Source organism: Blastococcus sp. TML/C7B (assembly GCF_016612845.1).
In the GTDB taxonomy this organism is placed as follows: domain Bacteria; phylum Actinomycetota; class Actinomycetes; order Mycobacteriales; family Geodermatophilaceae; genus Blastococcus.
In genome coordinates this window covers 1,065,099-1,081,626 of record NZ_JAEOAA010000002.1, presented here as the reverse complement: position 1 = coordinate 1,081,626, position 16,528 = coordinate 1,065,099, and the positions used below count along the sequence as shown (strand labels likewise).

Genomic DNA, 16,528 nt, shown 5'->3' with positions numbered 1-16,528 from the left:
CTGCTGTGCGTGTGCGCCTCGCTGGTCCTTTCGCCAACTGCTGTCGCTGATCCGGCGACCTGCCAGCAGTACGACTCGCACGGCATCTGTGTAGTCGGAGTCGAGACGGCCGAGGATGCCCCTGGGACGGCGGCCCCACCGGCCGCGACGACTCCCGACAGGGATGGCGGCACGCCTGCGGCGGCCTGCACTGTCAACCCCTCCGGCACCGTCATTCCGTGCCAGGAGGGCCAGGCGTGGTGGGTGCAGGGCATGCAGTGCTACGTGGAGGCGATGGCCCAACAGCCTCCCAAGGACTCGCCGATCTGGGGCGGTCGTACGGACGGCGCCATCTACAGCTGCCTTTCCTACACCGGCGGTGGAGCTTTCCCTGGTACCAACGGCTTCAGCTTCTGGTCGGCGAACCCGCCGGGGGTTCCGGCCGCGATCGATCCAGCGCAGCTCGCGCAACAGGCGCTCAGCACAATGACGGTGCCATCACCGACGACGGGCCGGTACCCAGCCGGCACTCTGCAGGACGGGCGGCCGTTCACGGTCGTCAACGCCTACACCTGGTTCTGGACCGACCCGGGATCGTTCCGAGCACTGACTGCGCGTGCCGACGCCGGAGGCGTGTGGGCGCAGGTGACGGTGACACCGACGGCGCTGTCGTTCACGCCGGGCGATGGGGCTGCCCCGGTGTCGTGCCCGGGTCCTGGTGTGGCCTGGCAGCCGGGTGACGGGGTGTGGGCCGCGTCGTCGGCTGGTTGTGACTACCGGTACCCGCAGTCATCGATCCACCAGCCCGGTGAGCGGGTGACGGCGACGTACGGCATCCAGTGGTCGGTCACCTGGACGTCGTCGACGGGTGCAACCGGCACGCTGCCGAATCTGACGACGACCTCGAACGAGACGTTCGCGGTGGCGGAGGTGCAGTCGGTGGTGATCAGGTGACTACGCGGGTCAACGGGATGGCGTCGCCGGCGGCCGGGCGCTATCAGGCTCCGGCGCCAGAGGCGGCGCTGCCGCCGGCTCCTCCGGTGCGTACCGCGGCGGCGAGGAGACGCGCCAGCCGCAAGTCGCTGGTCCTGAGCGTGCTGGTCGTGCTGCTCGGGGGCCTGCTGGCCTTCAGCGCCGGCCAGATGCTCACCGCGCGCACGGAGGTGCTGGCGGTCGCCCGAGATGTGCAAGTGGGCTCGACGATCACCGCGGAGGACCTGACGGTCGCGAACGTGACGTCGGATCCCAACCTGTCACCGATTCCTGCCTCGCAGCGGTCCCAGATCGTCGGGATGGTCGCCCAGGTGCCGCTGACCCGCGGAGAGCTGCTGACCGGCGCCCAGGTCGGCCCGGACAGCGGATTCACGGCGGGGGAGATGCTGGTCGCCCTGCCATTGAAGGAAGGGCAGTTTCCGGTCGGTGGCCTGAACCCAGGCCAGCAGGTGCTGATCGTGGCGACGCCTGGCAGCGCCGGCTCGACCGGGGGCAGCGGCACGCCGTCTGCCGACTCAGACGGTCCCCGCGGTCAGCAGATCGACGCGACGGTCGCCGAGGTCGGACCGCTCAACCAGGCCACGCAGGTGACGGTGATCGACGTGCGAGTCAGCGCCGACGACGGCGTGCGGGTGGCCGAGCTCGCCTCGACCGGCAACGTGGCGTTGATCCTGCTGCCGGCGGGGCGGTGAGCTGATGCTGACCGTCGTGACCTCGGGGAAGGCCGCGCCCGGGGTGACCACCTCGACCTGGGCGTTGGCCCTGGGGTGGCCCGGGCCATTGCTGGTCGCCGACTGTGACCCGGCCGGCGGGGACATGGCGCCGGGGCTGCTGGCGGGCCGGGTCGGCGTCGACCGCGGACTGCTGTCATGGTCGACGGCGGCCCGGCGGGGTGTCCCGGCGATGCAGGCCGCCACGATGGTCGCCCAGCATGCCGTGCAGCTTCCCGAGCAGCCGCAGGTGTGGCTGGTTCCGGGAGTGACGACCGCCGCGCAGGGCGCTTCGTTCACCGCCGAGGCGTGGGAGCGGCTGGCGTCGGCCCTGTACACGTCGAGTGTGTCGATCGGGCGGGACGCCTTGGTCGACGCCGGACGACTGGTGACCGAGCGCGGCTGTTGGCCAGTGCTGCGGGCCGCCGACCGGGTGCTGCTGGCGGTGCGGCCCAGCGTGCGGTCGGTGCATGCGGCGCAGGATGCGAAGCAACGACTGCGCCACGAACTGGGCGACCTGTCGAAGGTGACCGCACTCGTGGTCGGGGTCGGGCCGTACTCCGCCGGCGAAGTGGCCAAGGCGTTAGACCTGCCGCTGGCGGGCACGTTGCCCTACGACCGGACCGCAGCGCAGGCGCTCTCCGACGGCGCGGTCGTCAGTCCGAAGACGCTGCAACGGTCGGCGCTGCTGCGCGCGGCGTCGTCCCTGGCCAAGACGCTGACCAGTTCGACGGAGGCGTCTCGTGTCGCTGAGGCGGTGGCCGGATGAGGAACGAGGACGCAGCGTCGCCTCGGCTGGAAGTTCCGGCCGCCCACGGCCTCCCGCGGCCCGGGCGGGAGCGTCCGCCGCTGCCGCCGCCAGAGCCGCTGGCTGCGATGGGCGTACCTGTCGATGCCATGCCAGCCGACACCAGGGAGCTCACTAGCACCGAGTACCGCGTCGTGGTGGAGCTGCGTGACCGGGTGTCGACCCGGTTGACCGTGGAGGACAGGAACTACGCCCCGGGCCCGCGGCGCGAGCTGACCCGGAAGTTGATCCGCGACGAGTACGACCAGTGGCTGCTGCACGAGGCCAACCGCGGTCGCCCGGCGCCGGCGGTGACCACCGAGGACAGGATCTTCGCGGCCGTGCTGGCCGAGCTGGACGGCCTGGGGCGACTGGCTCCGCTGATGGCCCGGGACGACGTGGAGGACATCCACTTCGAGGGCTGCGAGCCGACGATGCTGCGGATGGCCAGCGGCCAACTCGTGCCCGGGCCGGCGATCGCCTCCAGTGACGAGGAACTCGAGCAGCTGCTGCGGTCGATCGGTTCACGGTCGGACGACGGTCAGACCAGCCGCGAGTTCTCCTCAGCCAGCCCCGTCCTGAACGTGCGGCTGAAGGGCGTGACCGAGCTCGGCGCGCGGCTGCAGGCGGCTATGGACGTGCTGCCGCGCCCGGCCGGGGTGATCCGGGTGCACCGGTTCAGTGATCCGAGCCTCGACGACCTGCACGAGATGAACATGGTCGACTCACCGGTGCGAGGCTTCCTGCATGCGGCGATCCTCGCCGGCGCATCTCCGCTGGTCAGCGGAGCGCCGGGGGTCGGCAAGACAACGCTGCTGCGCGCGCTGGGCAACGCTATCCCGTGGAACAACGTGGTCATCACCGTGGAGGACGAGCGGGAGCTGGGTCTGCACCTGCCTCGGTGGGATCCCGAGCGCCGGCAGCTGGTCAGGCGGCACGCGGTGTGCCGACCGTTCGAGTCCCGGCTACCCAACGCCGAAGGCAGAGGCGGGTTCGACATGGGGGATGCGCTGCACCTGGCGCTGCGCGCGTCCCCGACCTGGGTGCTCGTCGGGGAGGTCCGCGGTGCCTACGTCACCTATCTGCTGGAGGCGGCGACCAGCGGCATCTCGTCGGTCATGTGCACGATCCACTCACCGACGGCCGACGGCGTGTTCGACAAGGTGCTGATCAACGCGCTGAAGGCGCATCCGGCCCCGTCCCCGGAGCTGGTGCTGCGCTCGCTGGCCGCCCTCAACCTGGTCGTGCACGTGCATCGCGACAGTGACTACGCCCGGTACGTCTCGGGCATCTACGAACTTGGCCCGATCGGCGACTCCGGTCGGCCGGACCTCAAGCCGATCTTCGCGCCGCGCGCCGAGGACGGGCGCGCCCAGGCCACGGGGCCGGGGATGCTCAGCGAGTCGCTGGCCGAGCGGCTGACCGCGGTCGGCTTCGATCTGAACTGGCTGCACCCGGGCGCCTCGGATTGGCACACCGGTCCTCACCGCCGCGAGCGTGCGTCGTGACGGCCGGTGGCCTGCTCCTGACCCTGGCGGGGTTGCTGCTCGCGGCCGGCCTGGTCGGCGTCGTCGGGGCGGTGCGCGGCGTCTCCTTCCTGCCGGAGCGCTCGCCGTCGGTGCGCTCGTCCTCGCGGCGGGGGGCCACTCCGCTGTTCCTCGGTGCGCTGGCCGCCGGCGTGCTCGTCCTGCTGGTCACTGGCTGGCCGGCCGCGGCGCTGGGCGCTGCCGGCGGTGTCGTGTTCATTCCGAAGGTGCTCGGCGGCGGCAAGGAAGCCAAGCGGCTGATCGCCACGTCCGAGGCGCTGGCGGATTGGACGCGGCGGCTGGCCGACCTCATCAGCTCTGGCGCCGCCGGGTCGACGCGCGATGCGCTGCGTCGCTCCCTGAACTCGGTGCCGGAGCCGATCGCACCGGCAGTCACCAACCTGGTGACCAGGATGGGGCCGCAGGGCACCGAGACGGCGCTGCGCCAGTTCGCCCGCGAGATCGACGACCCGGCCGCCGAGAAGATCGCCATGGTGCTCATCCTGCGGGAGCGCAACGGCGGGCCGGGGCTCGCCGAAGTGCTCACCGCGCTGGCCGCCGACCTCGACGACCGCTCCCGCATGGTCCGTGAGGTGGAGGCCGAACGCGCCAAGCCGCGGTCGAACATGCGCACCATCGTCGTGGTGACCCTGCTGCTGGTGGTCGGGATGACGCTGTTCGCCCGGACCTTCCTGTCGGGCTACTCGACGACGTTCGGGCAGATCGCCCTGCTGGCAGTGGTGGCGATCTTCGCGACGTCGCTGCGGTGGATGCGCCGGCTGTCCGACCCGGTCAAGCCCCCGCGGGTGCTCTTCGACCCGGACCCGGCTCCGGTGCACCGGTGACCGGGCTGCAGACGGCGACCCTCGCCGGGATGCTCATCGCGGGCGGCCTCGTCCTCGCGGTCCGTGCACTGCGTCCGGCGCCGCCGTCACTGGTGGCCGCACTGGAGCAGTTGGCGGCCGAGCCGACCGTGCGAACGGCGCCGGCGGTGACGACGTCCACCCGAGACCGGTGGGACTGGCTGCCGGTGTCGGTGGCGCGGGCGTTGGACGGGCATCTGGGCGTCTCGGACGCCGACTTGGCGATCATCGGCTGGACCCGCGCTCAGCTCGCGGCCCGCAAGCTGACCTTGGCGCTCGCCGGCTTGCTCGCTCCGTCGCTGATCGGCCTCGTGTTCGTGCTGCTCGACTTTCCGGTGCCCTTCGTGCTGCCCGCCGCGGTCGGGCTGGGGATCGCCGTCGTCGGGTGGTTCCTGCCCTCGGCCGAGGCCCGTGAGGCGGCGGAGAAGGCACGGGTGGAGTTCAGGAGCAACCTTGAGTCCTTCCTCACCTTGGTGGCCGGTGAACGTCGGGCGCGGGGCTCGGTGGAGCAGGCACTGGAGGAGGCCGCCGAGATCTCGGGCAGCATGCCGTTCGTCCGCATGCGCCGCGCCATCCGCCGCGCAGCGCTGTCCGGCCGCAAACCGTGGGGGGAGCTGCGAGACCTCGGCGAGGAGCTACAGGTCGCCGAGCTGCGGAACCTTGCCGACATCGCAGCAGTGGCCGCCGACGGCGCCTCGGTCTACAACACCCTGCTGGCCAGCGCCCGCACGCTTCGGCACGCCGAGCTGTCCGACGCCCGTACCGAGGCCAACCAGGTCAGCGAGCGGATGTCGCGTCCGCTGGCGCTGCTGGTCACCGGACTGACCCTGTTCGTGCTGGTCCCCTTCATGCTCCGCATGTTCGGCATCTCGTCCTGACCGCACCGCCTACCTCGGAGGCTTCCGATGTTCCAGCCCACCATCCGCCGCGGTGCGCAGGCCGTCGTGGCGCAGTGCGTCATCGCCCTGTCTGTTGTGTTCCTGTCGGTTCTGGCCTGGCTGCGCGCCGAAAAGGTCGCTGACGACCGGGGCTCGGATTCCTCGGAGAAGGCGTTCATGGTCATCCTGGCCATCGCGCTGGGCGGCGCGGTCAGTGCCGCGGCCATCGCCTTCGTGGCCAGCAAGACGTCGCTGTTTCAGTAGAACCGGCAGCCTTCGATGCTTGAGGGGCGTACCCCGAACCGTGCGGCATCTTCGCCGCGCGGTCCGGTCGCGCGCCCAGGATCCCGCCGAGACCGCGGCCGCGGAAGCGAGCGGGGCTCATCCAGCGTCGAGTTCGCGATCCTGTTCCCCATCATCGTCGCGCTGCTGCTCGCCGGCCCGCAGCTCGCGCTGTGGTACTTCGCCCGGGAAGCGGCCGACGCCGCGGCGCACGTCGGAGCCCGCGCCGCCAGCGTCCACGGGGCGACCGGGGGAGCGGGGCAGGCAGCGGCGGACACGTACCTGGCCGGACTCGAGACCGGCGCCATCACCGGCTACTCGGTGACCGAGTCCGACACCGCGACCACGGTCTCGGTGCACGTCACCGCCAGCGTGCCCAACGTGATCCCGCTGCCCGGCTTCGCCCCGACCGTCGATGTCACCGTGGTGCGCGGCAAGGAACGCTTCACCACCCCGGATTCGCCATGAGCTACGACCTGCAGCCGGCCACGAACGGCCGCCGACGGCGGTGGCGGGACGACCGAGGCTCGGAGTCGGTGGAGCTGGCAATCCTGCTGCCGGTCGGACTCCTCCTGGTGGCCATGCTGGTGATCGGCGCCCGGATCGCGCTGGCCGGCGACCGCATCAGCGGCGTCGCCGGGATCGCGGCGCGGGACGCCTCGCTGGCCCGATCGGCCGCCGCGGCCCAGCAGATCGCCGCCGACACCGCCACCACCGCACTGACCAGCCAGGGCCTGCACTGCATCGACGTCCAGGTCAGCGTCGACACCTCCGGGTTCACCGCGCCGCCGGGCGCCTCGGCATCGGTCACCGTCGCCGTGACGTGCACCGTCGACCTGTCCGACATCGGTGGAGTTGCCGGCCTGCCTGGCTCTCGGACGCTGCACGACAGCGCCACCAGCCCGCTCGATCCTGCCAGGGACCCGTCGTGACACCCCGCGCGCAAGCCAGCGCTCAACTCCGGGACGACCGCGGGTCCGTGGCCGTGCTGTTCTGCTTCATCGTGCTCATCGTCGGCGTCCTGGTCACCGCACTCGTCGACGCCGGAACCGCGATCCAGGCCGCCAACCGCGCTGACACCTACTCGGCTGAGGCAGCCCGCGCGGCGAGCATCGCCATCGGCCCGGTTCCGACCGGCGGAAGCACCGACGCGCAGTTGGCGGCGACCGCTGCCCGGTCCTACCTCGACCAAGCCGGCGCAACCGGCACGGTGACCGTCACCGGCCCTGGCATCGTCGAGGTCAGCGTGACGGTCACCGACTCAACACCCCTGCTCGGCATCCCGGTCAGCCAGACCCGCGTGCACACCGCCCAGCTGCTCGTCGGGGTCACCTCCGGTGAGGGCCTGTCGTGACCGGCCACGCCGCCCGCCTGCTCAAGGCCGTGGGTGCCCTCCTGGCGCTGCTCGCCGTCGTCGTCGGCGTACCGGTGCTGATGGCGCTGCTGCACCTGGTTCCGAACAACCTGCCGTCGCTGGATGAGGTCGGGGCCGTCCTGGCGTCCCGCGACAACGGACAGCTGGCCGGACTCGTCCTCGCAGCCGGCGTCTGGGTGTGCTGGGCCCTGTTCACCGCCTCGACAGTGGCGGAGGTCGTGGCGTTCGCCCGTGCACGGCCGGTTCCGGTCCTCCCCGGGCTGGGAATTTTCCAGCGGCCGGCCGCCGCCCTGGTCGCCGCCGTCGTGGTTGGCTTCACCGTCGCTCCACTGGCCGCCGGCGGCCCCGCATCCACCGCAACGGCGCCGCCGCTGCCGGTCGCGGCCACATCCACCGCCGTCCCGGCGTCGGCGCAGTACGCCAGCGCACCGCTCATAGCGCAGACACCGGTCGCGTACTCGATGCCGGACGAGCACGCGCCTCCGGTCGCTACCACGACCTACCAGGTGCAGCGCCGGGACACCCTGTGGGCGCTGGCCGAGCGGCATCTCGGGGACCCGCTGCGGTATCCGGAGATCGCCAGACTCAACCCGACCGCGGTCGGTCCGGACAACGAGATCTTCCCGGGCACGGTGCTGGTCCTGCCGCCCGACGCGGTCGGCCTGCCGCCGACGGGCCCAGCCCCGGACACCACGAGAACCGTCGAGGACGTCACGGTGGAACCCGGTGACACCCTGTGGGACCTCACGGAGGAGATCACCGGCAGCGGGCACAACTGGCGCCAAGCCTGGGAGCTCAACCGGGGACGCAGGCAACCCGGAGGCGCCACCTTCACCGACCCGTCGCTGATCCGACCGGGCTGGACGCTGAGCATCCCGGACCCGGCCAGTCCCGCGACGCCCGCACCCGGCGCACCGGCGCCTCCGGCAGCCGAGCCGGCACCGCCCACGACCGACCCGGCACCGCCATCAGCGCCAGGCCCGAACACCGCCCCTCCAGCAGACCCGACCACGCCGGGCACCAACGCGCCACCTCCGGCCGCGCCCGGTCCGGCCACCAACGCCCCGACCTCGCCTCCCACGGCTGAACCGAACAGCGTCGGGCCGTCGCCGGCGAGGCCTGACGAGACCTCGACGGGTAGCACCTCGGAGCTGCCGATGATTGCCTTCGCCGCCGGCGGTGGGCTGCTGCTGGCCGGGGCCTCGCTGACCGCGTTGCTGCGCTACCGCCGCAGGCAGTTCCGGCAGCGACGTCCCGGCCGCACGATCGGCAGCACACCACCAGAGCTGGTGCACGTCGAACGAGCCCTGCTGGAGGCCGGCAGCGTCGGTAGTGCCGACGTCACCTGGCTGGACCAGGCGCTGCGAGCCCTGGTGCAGGCATTGGCGAGGTTCGACGGCGCTCGCCTGCCCGACGTGGTGGCGGTCTGCATGACCGACGACGTCCTGACCTTGGTACTCACCGAGCCAGCCTTGGAGGCCCCGGAGCCGTGGACGGTGGAGCCGGCCGGCACGCGCTGGTCGATCCGGCGCGACGACCCGCTGACCTACGACGAGCAGCAGCGGGCTTACTTCTTTGCACCGTTCCCCATGCTCGCGTCGGTGGGCTACACGGCCGAGGGCGAGCACTGGCTGGTCGACCTGGAACGGGTCGCGACCCTGTCCCTGTCCGGGGACGTCGAACGCTGCCTCAACCTGGCCCGGTTCCTCGCTGCCGAGCTGGCGCACAACACGTGGTCGGAAATGCTGCAGGTGACCCTGGTCGGCTTCGGCCAGGAGTTGGCTCAGATCAATCCCGACCGGCTGACCTACACCGACGACGTCGAGAAGGCGATCGCGGTGATCGACAGCCAGCTCGAGTCGGTCACCGAGGCCATGCATATCGCCGACGTCGACGTGCTGTCGGGCCGGTTGCGTGATGTGGGCGGCGACGCGTGGGCGCCCCACGTGCTGCTCATCGCCCCGGACGTGGCCAAGGACGACGCCGGGCTGGAACGACTGATGGCTGCGATCCAGCAGCAGCGCGGCCGCGGCGCGGTGGCGTTGGTGCTCATCGACGACCCGGATCTCGGGGACGCCGCCCGCTGGCAGCTGACTGTCGACGAGGCCGGCGTGCTCAGCGTCCCCGCGCTCGGACTGGAGCTGATCCCGCAGCAGGTCCCGGCCGATGAGGCCGCGCAGTTGGCGGAGTTGCTTGCGCTGGCCGCCGTCACCGGCGACCGGCCGATGCCACCGGCCCACGGGGACAAGCCTTGGGACGAGCACGCCGACGCCTGCGGCGGCCTCCGAGTCGACCCGTCCCGCGCCGCGCGGCTGCGGCCGTCGGGTGCGGCCGGAGCGGACGACGTCCCGGTGTCCGGCCTGGCAGACACCTCGCCGTGCCTGACCAACTCGGTGTTACCGCTGTCCGAGCAGACCTATCTGGACCGCGCCGCGACCACCGAGCAGGATCTGCAGGCACTGGCCCCCGCTACCGACGCGGGCATCCGCCACCAGGTCGAGGCTGCCGATCCCGCCCTCGACGCCGACCTCGCCGACTGGGCTGACCCGTCGTGTCCACGGCCGAAGTTGACCCTGCTCGGACCGGTCGAAGTGCGGGCGCAGGGCACGCTTCCCGAGCGCAACCCGCGGCGGCAGTTCTACACCGAGATCGTCGCCTACCTGGCGACCCGGCCCGGCAGCGTGACCAGCGAGCGCTACGCCACCGCGATCTGAGCCCAACGAGCCCGATGTCGTCGGCAAGACCAAGGTGCGGCAGTCGATCTCGATCGTGCGCGCATGGCTGGGCGCCAACCCGGCGACCGGTGCGGACTACCTCCCGTCCGGGGTCACCGCAGGCGGGGTCGGCCGCTACCGCATTGACGACGTCCTCATCGATGCCGAGCTGTTCCGCCGGCTGCGAGTCCGCGGGCTGGCCCGAGGTGTGGACGGGATCGCTGACCTTCAAGCTGCGCTCGACCTGGTCATCGGGCAGCCGTTCGACCTGCCCACGTCGCGACAGGGCGTGCCCGGCGGCTACAGCTGGCTGGTCGAGGAGAACTCTCGGCTGGACCACGAGTACGCCGCCATGATCGTCGATGTCGCGCACACCGTCGCGACGCACCACCTCGCCGCCGGTGAGCCCGAGCTTGCCGCGGCCGCCGCTCATGTGGCGCTGAAAGCCGGCAGCTACGAGGACGTGCCGCTGCTCGACCTGGTCGCCGCCTGCGACGCCCAAGACAACCGGGCCGAAGCCGACGCCTACGTCGCTCGCATCCTGGCCAACCACGACGCCGAGGTCGAAGAAGATCTTCCACCCAGAACCGCTGAGATCCTCTTCCGCCGTCGGTGGACCAACCGAGCCAGCTGACAAGGGCGGTCGGCGGCAGCGTGATTCCGGTGACGCCGGCGTTGCAGGCGGAGCGGCAGCGGAGCCCCGCCGTGTGAGGCGACCGGCCGGCGGTGCGATGGGTGTGTGGTGGGCGGCGACAGAGATCCCGACGGCGTGGTGTCCGGGGACGGGATCGCGTCTCGCAGGATCGTCGGGGACCACGTCGCGACGACGCGCTCCTGCCCGATGCATCGAGATCCAACTCGTTGAACAGCCCGGCCTACTACTATTCGTCGTAGTGCGCGGCAGGGGCAAGTCGAAAGGCCGCCGGGTCCGCGGACACGCGGCTCGTTCTCCTACGTCCTGGCGTCCCGCCTCGTCGCTCCAGCAGCATCACAACGCGATCCGACTACATCGCATCCGGAGGAGCACTGAGTGCACGGCACGCAATCCACTAGCGCTCAGTCTCGATGGCGCACAGTTGCGCGCTCGATCGGAGAGGTCCTGGTGACCGGGGGCCTCGTGGTGCTCCTCTTCGTCGTCTACGAGCTGTTCGTGACCGACGTGCTCACTGACCGCAGACAGGACCAGCTGAAGGACGAATTACGTCAGGGGTGGACAGCGGAGGCCGAAGTCCCTGCAGTGCCGCGCGCCAGCATCCTGGGCGACGCGTTCGCTGTTCTGCACATCCCGAGGCTGGGTGCTGACTACGAGCAGGTCGTGCTCGAGGGCACCGCCGAGGAGCAGCTGGCACAGGGGCCGGGCCACTACGAGGGGACGGCGTTGCCGGGCGAGCAGGGCAACGTGGCGCTCGCGGGTCACCGGGTCGGCAAAGGGTCGCCATTCCTGGATCTTGACCGGCTGCGTCCGGGCGACCCCATCGTCATCGAGACGGCCGACCGCTGGTTCGTCTATCGGGTACTCGGGGACCCTGCGACGGGCGACTTCACCACCGACCCGAGCGGGATTCCCGGTCAACAGATCGTCCGTCCGTCCGACGTCCAGGTGATCTCGCCGACGCCCAATGGAGCCGCGGAAGGTCCACCGAGCGGGGCATACCTGACGCTGACCACGTGTCATCCGAAGTACTCCGCGCGGCAACGGCTGATCATCCACGCCGGGCTGGAGGGCACCGGCCTGACCAAGACCGAGATGCCCGACGGCCCGCCGGCCCTGCGCGAGAGTTGAGAGGACCCGCATGTACCCGTGGATCTGGCGTCACCTGCCCGGTGGCACGGCGACCAAGGCGGTGACCGCGCTGGCTTTGGCGCTCGGGGTCTGCGCGCTGCTGCTGTTCGTCGTCTTCCCGTGGATGGAGCCGCGCCTTCCTTTCAACGACGTGACGGTGGGCGGCTGATGGCGTCCCGGCACAGACGACGACGTCAGTGGCGTGCTCACGACGCCTCCGGTCGACGACCTCCGTGAGCCCGGAGTCCCGCTTCTGCTGGTAAGGCGCGGGATGGGAGGGCGGGCGGCCTCGCGGTTCAACGGCCGTGGTGTTGTCCCGGCTGGCTGTCACCGAGCAGGCTGCTGGTGAGTCCGTGGAGTCGTTCGCGGATGTCACCGTTCCCACCCAGTGCGAGTCCCGCCATCGACACCGTCGTCGACCGGTCGTCGACAGAGCTCGACACCTGCGAGCTGGCAATTCGAGCGAAGACCCGCTCCCGGCGCACCAGCAGTGTGACCAGAAGTCCGAGCAGCATGGTGATGGCGCTGATGAGGACGGCTACCTGCCCCGGATCGTGCGACACCTGCAGGGCCGCGAACTCACGGAACCCGTCGAAGCGGACGACGGTGCCGTCCTCGAATTCCGCGCTCTCGCCGATGTCCAAGTTCGCCTCCCCGATCTGGTTCAGCGCACCGACGTCGATCTGTCGTTGGTCCAGCGTGAAGACCGACTGTGGCGCACCGCTGTCCAGCCCCAGGTAGCCGCGATAGCCGATGATGGCGACCTGCGGGTTGAGCGGCCGCGCGTCCACCGAGGTCAGGACGCCGCCCTGGATCAGGCCGGTCGGAGCGAAGAAGCCCTCGAGGGCGAACCCGTCACCGGAGCCGTCACCGAGATCCGGCAACTTCACGACCCCCTCGCTGGCGAACGTCGTGCTGTCCCGGGGCAGGAACGGTGCCGACAGCTGCTCGAAGACCTGACCGCCCGGCAGCGTCACTGTGAAAAGGGGCGTGAAGCCGTGCCCCGTCACGTACAGACGGTCCCCGTCGGAGCGGAACGGGTCGTTGACCCCGATCGTCGTCTGCTCCGTGGCCGCTCCCGGCTCTGCCTGCACCCCGATGTCGGCGGTGAAGGAGGCCGGCGTGCCGTTCGGCTCGTACGTGGCGCGGAAATCCTCCAGGTCGAAGCAGAGCGGCGTCAGGCCGTCCGGATCCACCAACGGCCCTGCGACATACCGGTCGTACTGCTGGAAGGAGTTGCAGAAGCCGTCTCCCTCGGTAACCAGGATGCTGCCTTCGTAGCCCCACAACTTGCCGCCGGCCAGCGCGACGAGCAGGGCCAAGAGCGAGACGTGGAAGACGAGGTTGCCGGTTTCCTTCACCCGACCGCGCTCGGCCGATATCTCCACACCACCGGGGATGCTGCGTCGGGACACCCGGAACCGCGCTGATCGCAGATCGGCCTCGAGCCGCTCGGCCACGGTCTCCGAGGGCAGTGGCACCGTGTTCGCAGTGTGAACCGGGAGCCGGTGCAGATGTCGAGGTACGGGCGGCGGCTCGGCCCGTAGCGCCCGCAGGTGCTCGGTGCACCGCGGCACCAGGCAGCCGATGAGCGAGATGAAGAGCAGGAGGTAGGTCGCCGAGAACCACGGGCTGGCGAAGACGTCGAACATCCACAACCTGTCGAGGACAGGCGCCAGGTCGGGATTTTCCCGGAAGTACCGGGCCACCGCGCTGGGGGTCAACGACCGCTGCGGGAAAAGCGAGCCGGGCACAGCCGCCAGCGCCAGCAGGAACAGCAGCACCACGGCCGTCCGCATGCTGGTCAACCACCGCCAACGGCGCACCAACCACAGTCCGAATCGGCGCAGCACCGAGTTCTGATGGGCAGCGATCGATGCTCGTTCGGGCTGGGTCTGCAGGTCGGTCATGCCGTCCTCGCTGCGCCCGCGCCTCGAAGAGGAGGCGTTGAACTCGTCCGGGCGCTCGAGCACCTACTCACTGCGACTCCTTCATGCAGGCTGCCTGCGCCGGCCCCAGTTTCGGCGGACCGTGTCAACGGGGTGGTCGACCGCTGGCGCTGGCGGGAGTGCCGACCTCCAACAGGTTACGAGGCGCCTTAGTAGATAGCAGCGACCGGTCATCAGGCCCACGGAGAACCGCGCAGACGACACCCATGCGGTCCACCGGTCGATGCCGCCCTACGGGCGGGATCTCCCGCTGTCAGCGCCGTCCGACGACGCTGTCTCCTCGCTCGGGGTCACTGCCTACGAGAGCACCCGGCGGATCACGGTGGGATCGCCCACTGACTGGATCTTGACGACTTCGCCCGGTTGCGGCGCGGCAATCATCTTGCCGTCACCCATGAAGATCCCCACGTGGTCGATTCCTGGCCTCTCCGGCGAGTAGTCGAAGAACAGCAGATCCCCCGGGCGGGCCTCCGCCATCGACGGGACCGCTCGTCCCGCCGTCGCCTGCTGAGAGGAGACACGGGGGAGGTCGACGCCCTGACTCTTGTAGACCAACTGTGTGAATCCGGAGCAGTCGAGACCCTTCGAGGGGTCGGTGCCGCCCCACAGGTAGGGCACTCCGAGATACTGGAGCGCCTTTCCCGTAATGGCGGACTCGCGGTCCGTTCCGGCGACCATCGGCGACGCATCGGTTGCGCCGGCGGGCGAACTCGTGGCCACAGCGGGCGGCCGCGAGGCGTCCACCACTAGACCGGCAGCGGTCGCAGCGGACATCCAGTCGGTCGCTGTCGTGCGCGGTCGCGCACCCAGTGGCGCGAGCTGCGCCTGGATCTCGGCGATGCGTGACTGCACCTGGGACAGGCCATCCATCATCAGGTCTCCCGCTGTCGTGCACCGGTTCGCAGGTCGTCGTCGAGGCAGGCGCATCTGCTGCCGGGACGAGCGGAGCTCAGCATCGACGTCACGACTAGCCAAGCTAGTAGGCGTCGATGCAGGACGCCGGCACGGCTCGCTGCCGGGACCCTTCTTTGGCCGGCCTGAAGGCGGGATCGGTGTGTCGGAGTCCGCAACGCAGGTCGCCTCACGAATGGGCGAGCGTGGATTGTCGCGACTACATGACGGGGCTCGTCGTTTCCCGATCCGATCATCGGCTCGCCTCGGGCCTCAGTGCCGAGCGAACCGAACTCCTATGTTGAATAGTAGCCTGGTCCTGGTGCGCGCCCTTCAGTCTTCACTTTGCCTAGCTCCGCGGATCCTGACGTGACTGACGAGTCGCCGCCGGCGGACCGACCGGCGGAGAAGCAGGAGCGCGGCCTGTCCCGTCGGAAGCTCTTCGGCATGGCGGGGCTCGGGACCGCGGGCGTCCTGGCGTCTGGGGCAGTCGGGGGAGTGGTCGGTCGCACGACCGCCGCGAGGCCGCCGTCTCCCGTCGTGTCGTCGTCGGCGGTGCAGGAATTCTCCGCGCCGGTCGAGTTCACCGGTACCCACCAGGCTGGCATCGTGACGCCGGCGCAGGACCGGCTCCACTTCGTCGCGTTCGACGTCGTCACCGACAGCCGTGAGGCGCTCGTGGCAATGCTGGCGTCGTGGACGGCGGTCGCCCGGCGACTGACCGCCGGTGAGATCGTCGGCCCAGAGGACAGTGGTGAGGCGCAGGGACTACCGCCGTCCGGCCTCACGCTGACCGTCGGATTCGGACCGACGCTGTTCATGACGGGCGATGGGGTCGACCGCTTCGGACTGGCGGCTCGTCGCCCGTATTCCCTGGTCGAGCTACCCGTGTTCCCAGGCGACGCGCTCGATCAATCCATCAGCGGGGGAGACCTGTGCGTCCAGGCGTGCGCCAACGACCCCCAGGTGGCGGTGCACGCCGTGCGCAACCTGGTGCGCCTGGGCGTCGGGGTGGTACGTGTGCGCTGGACCCAACTCGGGTTCGGCCGCACGTCATCCACCAGTACGGCGCAGGCGACGCCGCGCAACCTCCTCGGCTTCAAGGACGGCACGGCCAACCTCAAGGCCGAGAACGGCAGCGCACTCGAGCAGTTCGTATGGGTGGGGGAGGACGACGTCGCGTGGCTGGCCGGCGGTTCCTATCTGGTCACCCGTCGGATCCGCATGCTGATCGAGGACTGGGACCAGGTGCCCGCACCCCACCAGGAGGCGGTGATCGGACGCACGAAGACCGCGGGCGCGCCGCTGGGTCAGCGAAAGGAATTCGACCCGACCGACTTCGCGGCCGTCAGGGGTGATGGTCCGGCCATCCCGCGGGACTCGCACGTCTTCCTGTCTCATCCCACCAATTCAGGCACGGCCATGTTGCGGCGTGGGTACAGCTTCGTGGACGGCACAGACGATTCCGGCCGTCTCGATGCCGGCCTCTTCTTCATTGCCTACCAGCGCAACCCGGATACCGGCTTCGTGCAGGTGCAGCGAAACCTTGCCGCGGATGCGCTCAACCGGTTCATCCAGCACGGGTCCTCCGCCGTGTTTGCCTGCCCGCCGGGAGTTCGCGATGCCGACGACTGGTGGGGTAGGACTCTGTTCGACGCTTGACCGCATGCGCCCAGGGGCTACTGCGGTCAACGCCCGTGCAGCGGGTCGAGCGGGCGGGGTGGTCCTGCGGCGACCTGCCCCGTCTCGAAAGGCGGACCGGGACGCCGGCGGATGGTCGGTGTCGTTCCTCCCAGTG

The 16,528-nt window shown here is 70.5% G+C and carries 17 protein-coding genes and 1 pseudogene; 16 read left to right on the top strand and 2 right to left on the bottom strand.

Annotated elements, in window-relative coordinates:
• Positions 1–9 precede the first annotated feature (9 nt).
• The 15 genes and pseudogenes from JKP76_RS18115 (at position 10) to JKP76_RS18055 (ending at position 12,059) form a co-directional block, all read left to right on the top strand.
• Positions 10–933, top strand: coding sequence for a hypothetical protein (locus JKP76_RS18115; protein ID WP_309229555.1), 924 nt, complete (start codon positions 10–12; stop codon positions 931–933).
• Positions 930–1,664: an SAF domain-containing protein gene (locus tag JKP76_RS18110; protein ID WP_200492173.1), complete on the top strand. Its 735-nt coding sequence runs from the start codon at positions 930–932 to the stop codon at positions 1,662–1,664. Before JKP76_RS18115 ends, JKP76_RS18110 begins: the two co-directional genes overlap by 4 nt.
• A 4-nt stretch (positions 1,665–1,668) precedes the next feature.
• Positions 1,669–2,451, top strand: a complete 783-nt coding sequence (locus JKP76_RS18105) for a hypothetical protein (protein ID WP_200492172.1) — start codon at positions 1,669–1,671, stop codon at positions 2,449–2,451.
• 176 nt (positions 2,452–2,627) lie between these two features.
• Complete coding sequence (locus tag JKP76_RS18100) at positions 2,628–3,977, top strand: CpaF/VirB11 family protein (RefSeq protein ID WP_309233039.1); 1,350 nt, start codon at positions 2,628–2,630, stop codon at positions 3,975–3,977.
• Positions 3,974–4,840, top strand: a complete 867-nt coding sequence (locus JKP76_RS18095) for a type II secretion system F family protein (RefSeq protein WP_200492170.1) — start codon at positions 3,974–3,976, stop codon at positions 4,838–4,840. The genes JKP76_RS18100 and JKP76_RS18095 overlap by 4 nt, the downstream gene beginning before the upstream one ends.
• A gap of 29 nt (positions 4,841–4,869) precedes the next feature.
• The gene (locus JKP76_RS18090; RefSeq protein WP_207146582.1) at positions 4,870–5,736 is read left to right on the top strand and encodes a type II secretion system F family protein; all 867 of its coding nucleotides are present in this window, start codon (positions 4,870–4,872) and stop codon (positions 5,734–5,736) included.
• A gap of 27 nt (positions 5,737–5,763) precedes the next feature.
• Entirely contained in the window at positions 5,764–6,000 is a 237-nt protein-coding gene (locus JKP76_RS18085) for a hypothetical protein (RefSeq protein WP_113829261.1), read from the top strand.
• Positions 6,001–6,015: 15 nt separating this feature from the next.
• Positions 6,016–6,486, top strand: a complete 471-nt coding sequence (locus JKP76_RS18080) for a TadE family protein (RefSeq protein WP_113829262.1) — start codon at positions 6,016–6,018, stop codon at positions 6,484–6,486.
• Entirely contained in the window at positions 6,483–6,950 is a 468-nt protein-coding gene (locus JKP76_RS18075; RefSeq protein WP_113829263.1) for a pilus assembly protein TadE, read from the top strand. The genes JKP76_RS18080 and JKP76_RS18075 overlap by 4 nt, the downstream gene beginning before the upstream one ends.
• A gap of 47 nt (positions 6,951–6,997) precedes the next feature.
• Positions 6,998–7,372 carry a hypothetical protein gene (locus tag JKP76_RS18070; protein ID WP_092195831.1) on the top strand — a complete coding sequence of 125 codons (375 nt, stop codon included), beginning with the start codon at positions 6,998–7,000 and terminating at the stop codon, positions 7,370–7,372.
• 80 nt (positions 7,373–7,452) lie between these two features.
• Positions 7,453–7,980 (top strand): annotated as a pseudogene (locus JKP76_RS23650) (LysM peptidoglycan-binding domain-containing protein); the annotation flags it as partial.
• Between the two features lie 570 nt (positions 7,981–8,550).
• Positions 8,551–10,107, top strand: coding sequence for a hypothetical protein (locus JKP76_RS21720; RefSeq protein ID WP_242472385.1), 1,557 nt, complete (start codon positions 8,551–8,553; stop codon positions 10,105–10,107).
• Between the two features lie 55 nt (positions 10,108–10,162).
• The gene (locus tag JKP76_RS21715; protein WP_242472010.1) at positions 10,163–10,741 is read left to right on the top strand and encodes a hypothetical protein; all 579 of its coding nucleotides are present in this window, start codon (positions 10,163–10,165) and stop codon (positions 10,739–10,741) included.
• 396 nt (positions 10,742–11,137) lie between these two features.
• Complete coding sequence (locus JKP76_RS18060) at positions 11,138–11,890, top strand: class E sortase (RefSeq protein WP_113829265.1); 753 nt, start codon at positions 11,138–11,140, stop codon at positions 11,888–11,890.
• A 10-nt stretch (positions 11,891–11,900) separates the two neighbouring features.
• On the top strand, positions 11,901–12,059 hold the full coding sequence (locus JKP76_RS18055) for a hypothetical protein (RefSeq protein WP_199584122.1): 159 nt from the start codon (positions 11,901–11,903) through the stop codon (positions 12,057–12,059).
• 127 nt (positions 12,060–12,186) lie between these two features.
• Here JKP76_RS18055 and JKP76_RS18050 read toward each other — a convergent pair whose 3' ends face one another.
• Positions 12,187–13,863, bottom strand: coding sequence for a cytochrome c biogenesis protein ResB (locus JKP76_RS18050; protein WP_233492239.1), 1,677 nt, complete (start codon positions 13,861–13,863; stop codon positions 12,187–12,189).
• A gap of 273 nt (positions 13,864–14,136) precedes the next feature.
• Positions 14,137–14,712, bottom strand: a complete 576-nt coding sequence (locus JKP76_RS18045; protein ID WP_233492240.1) for a C40 family peptidase — start codon at positions 14,710–14,712, stop codon at positions 14,137–14,139.
• A 387-nt stretch (positions 14,713–15,099) separates the two neighbouring features.
• Here JKP76_RS18045 and efeB point away from each other — a divergent pair, with 387 nt between their 5' ends.
• Positions 15,100–16,392 (top strand): iron uptake transporter deferrochelatase/peroxidase subunit, encoded by a 1,293-nt coding sequence (efeB, locus tag JKP76_RS18040; protein WP_233492241.1) that lies wholly within the window; start codon positions 15,100–15,102, stop codon positions 16,390–16,392.
• The last annotated feature ends 136 nt before the right edge of the window (positions 16,393–16,528 follow it).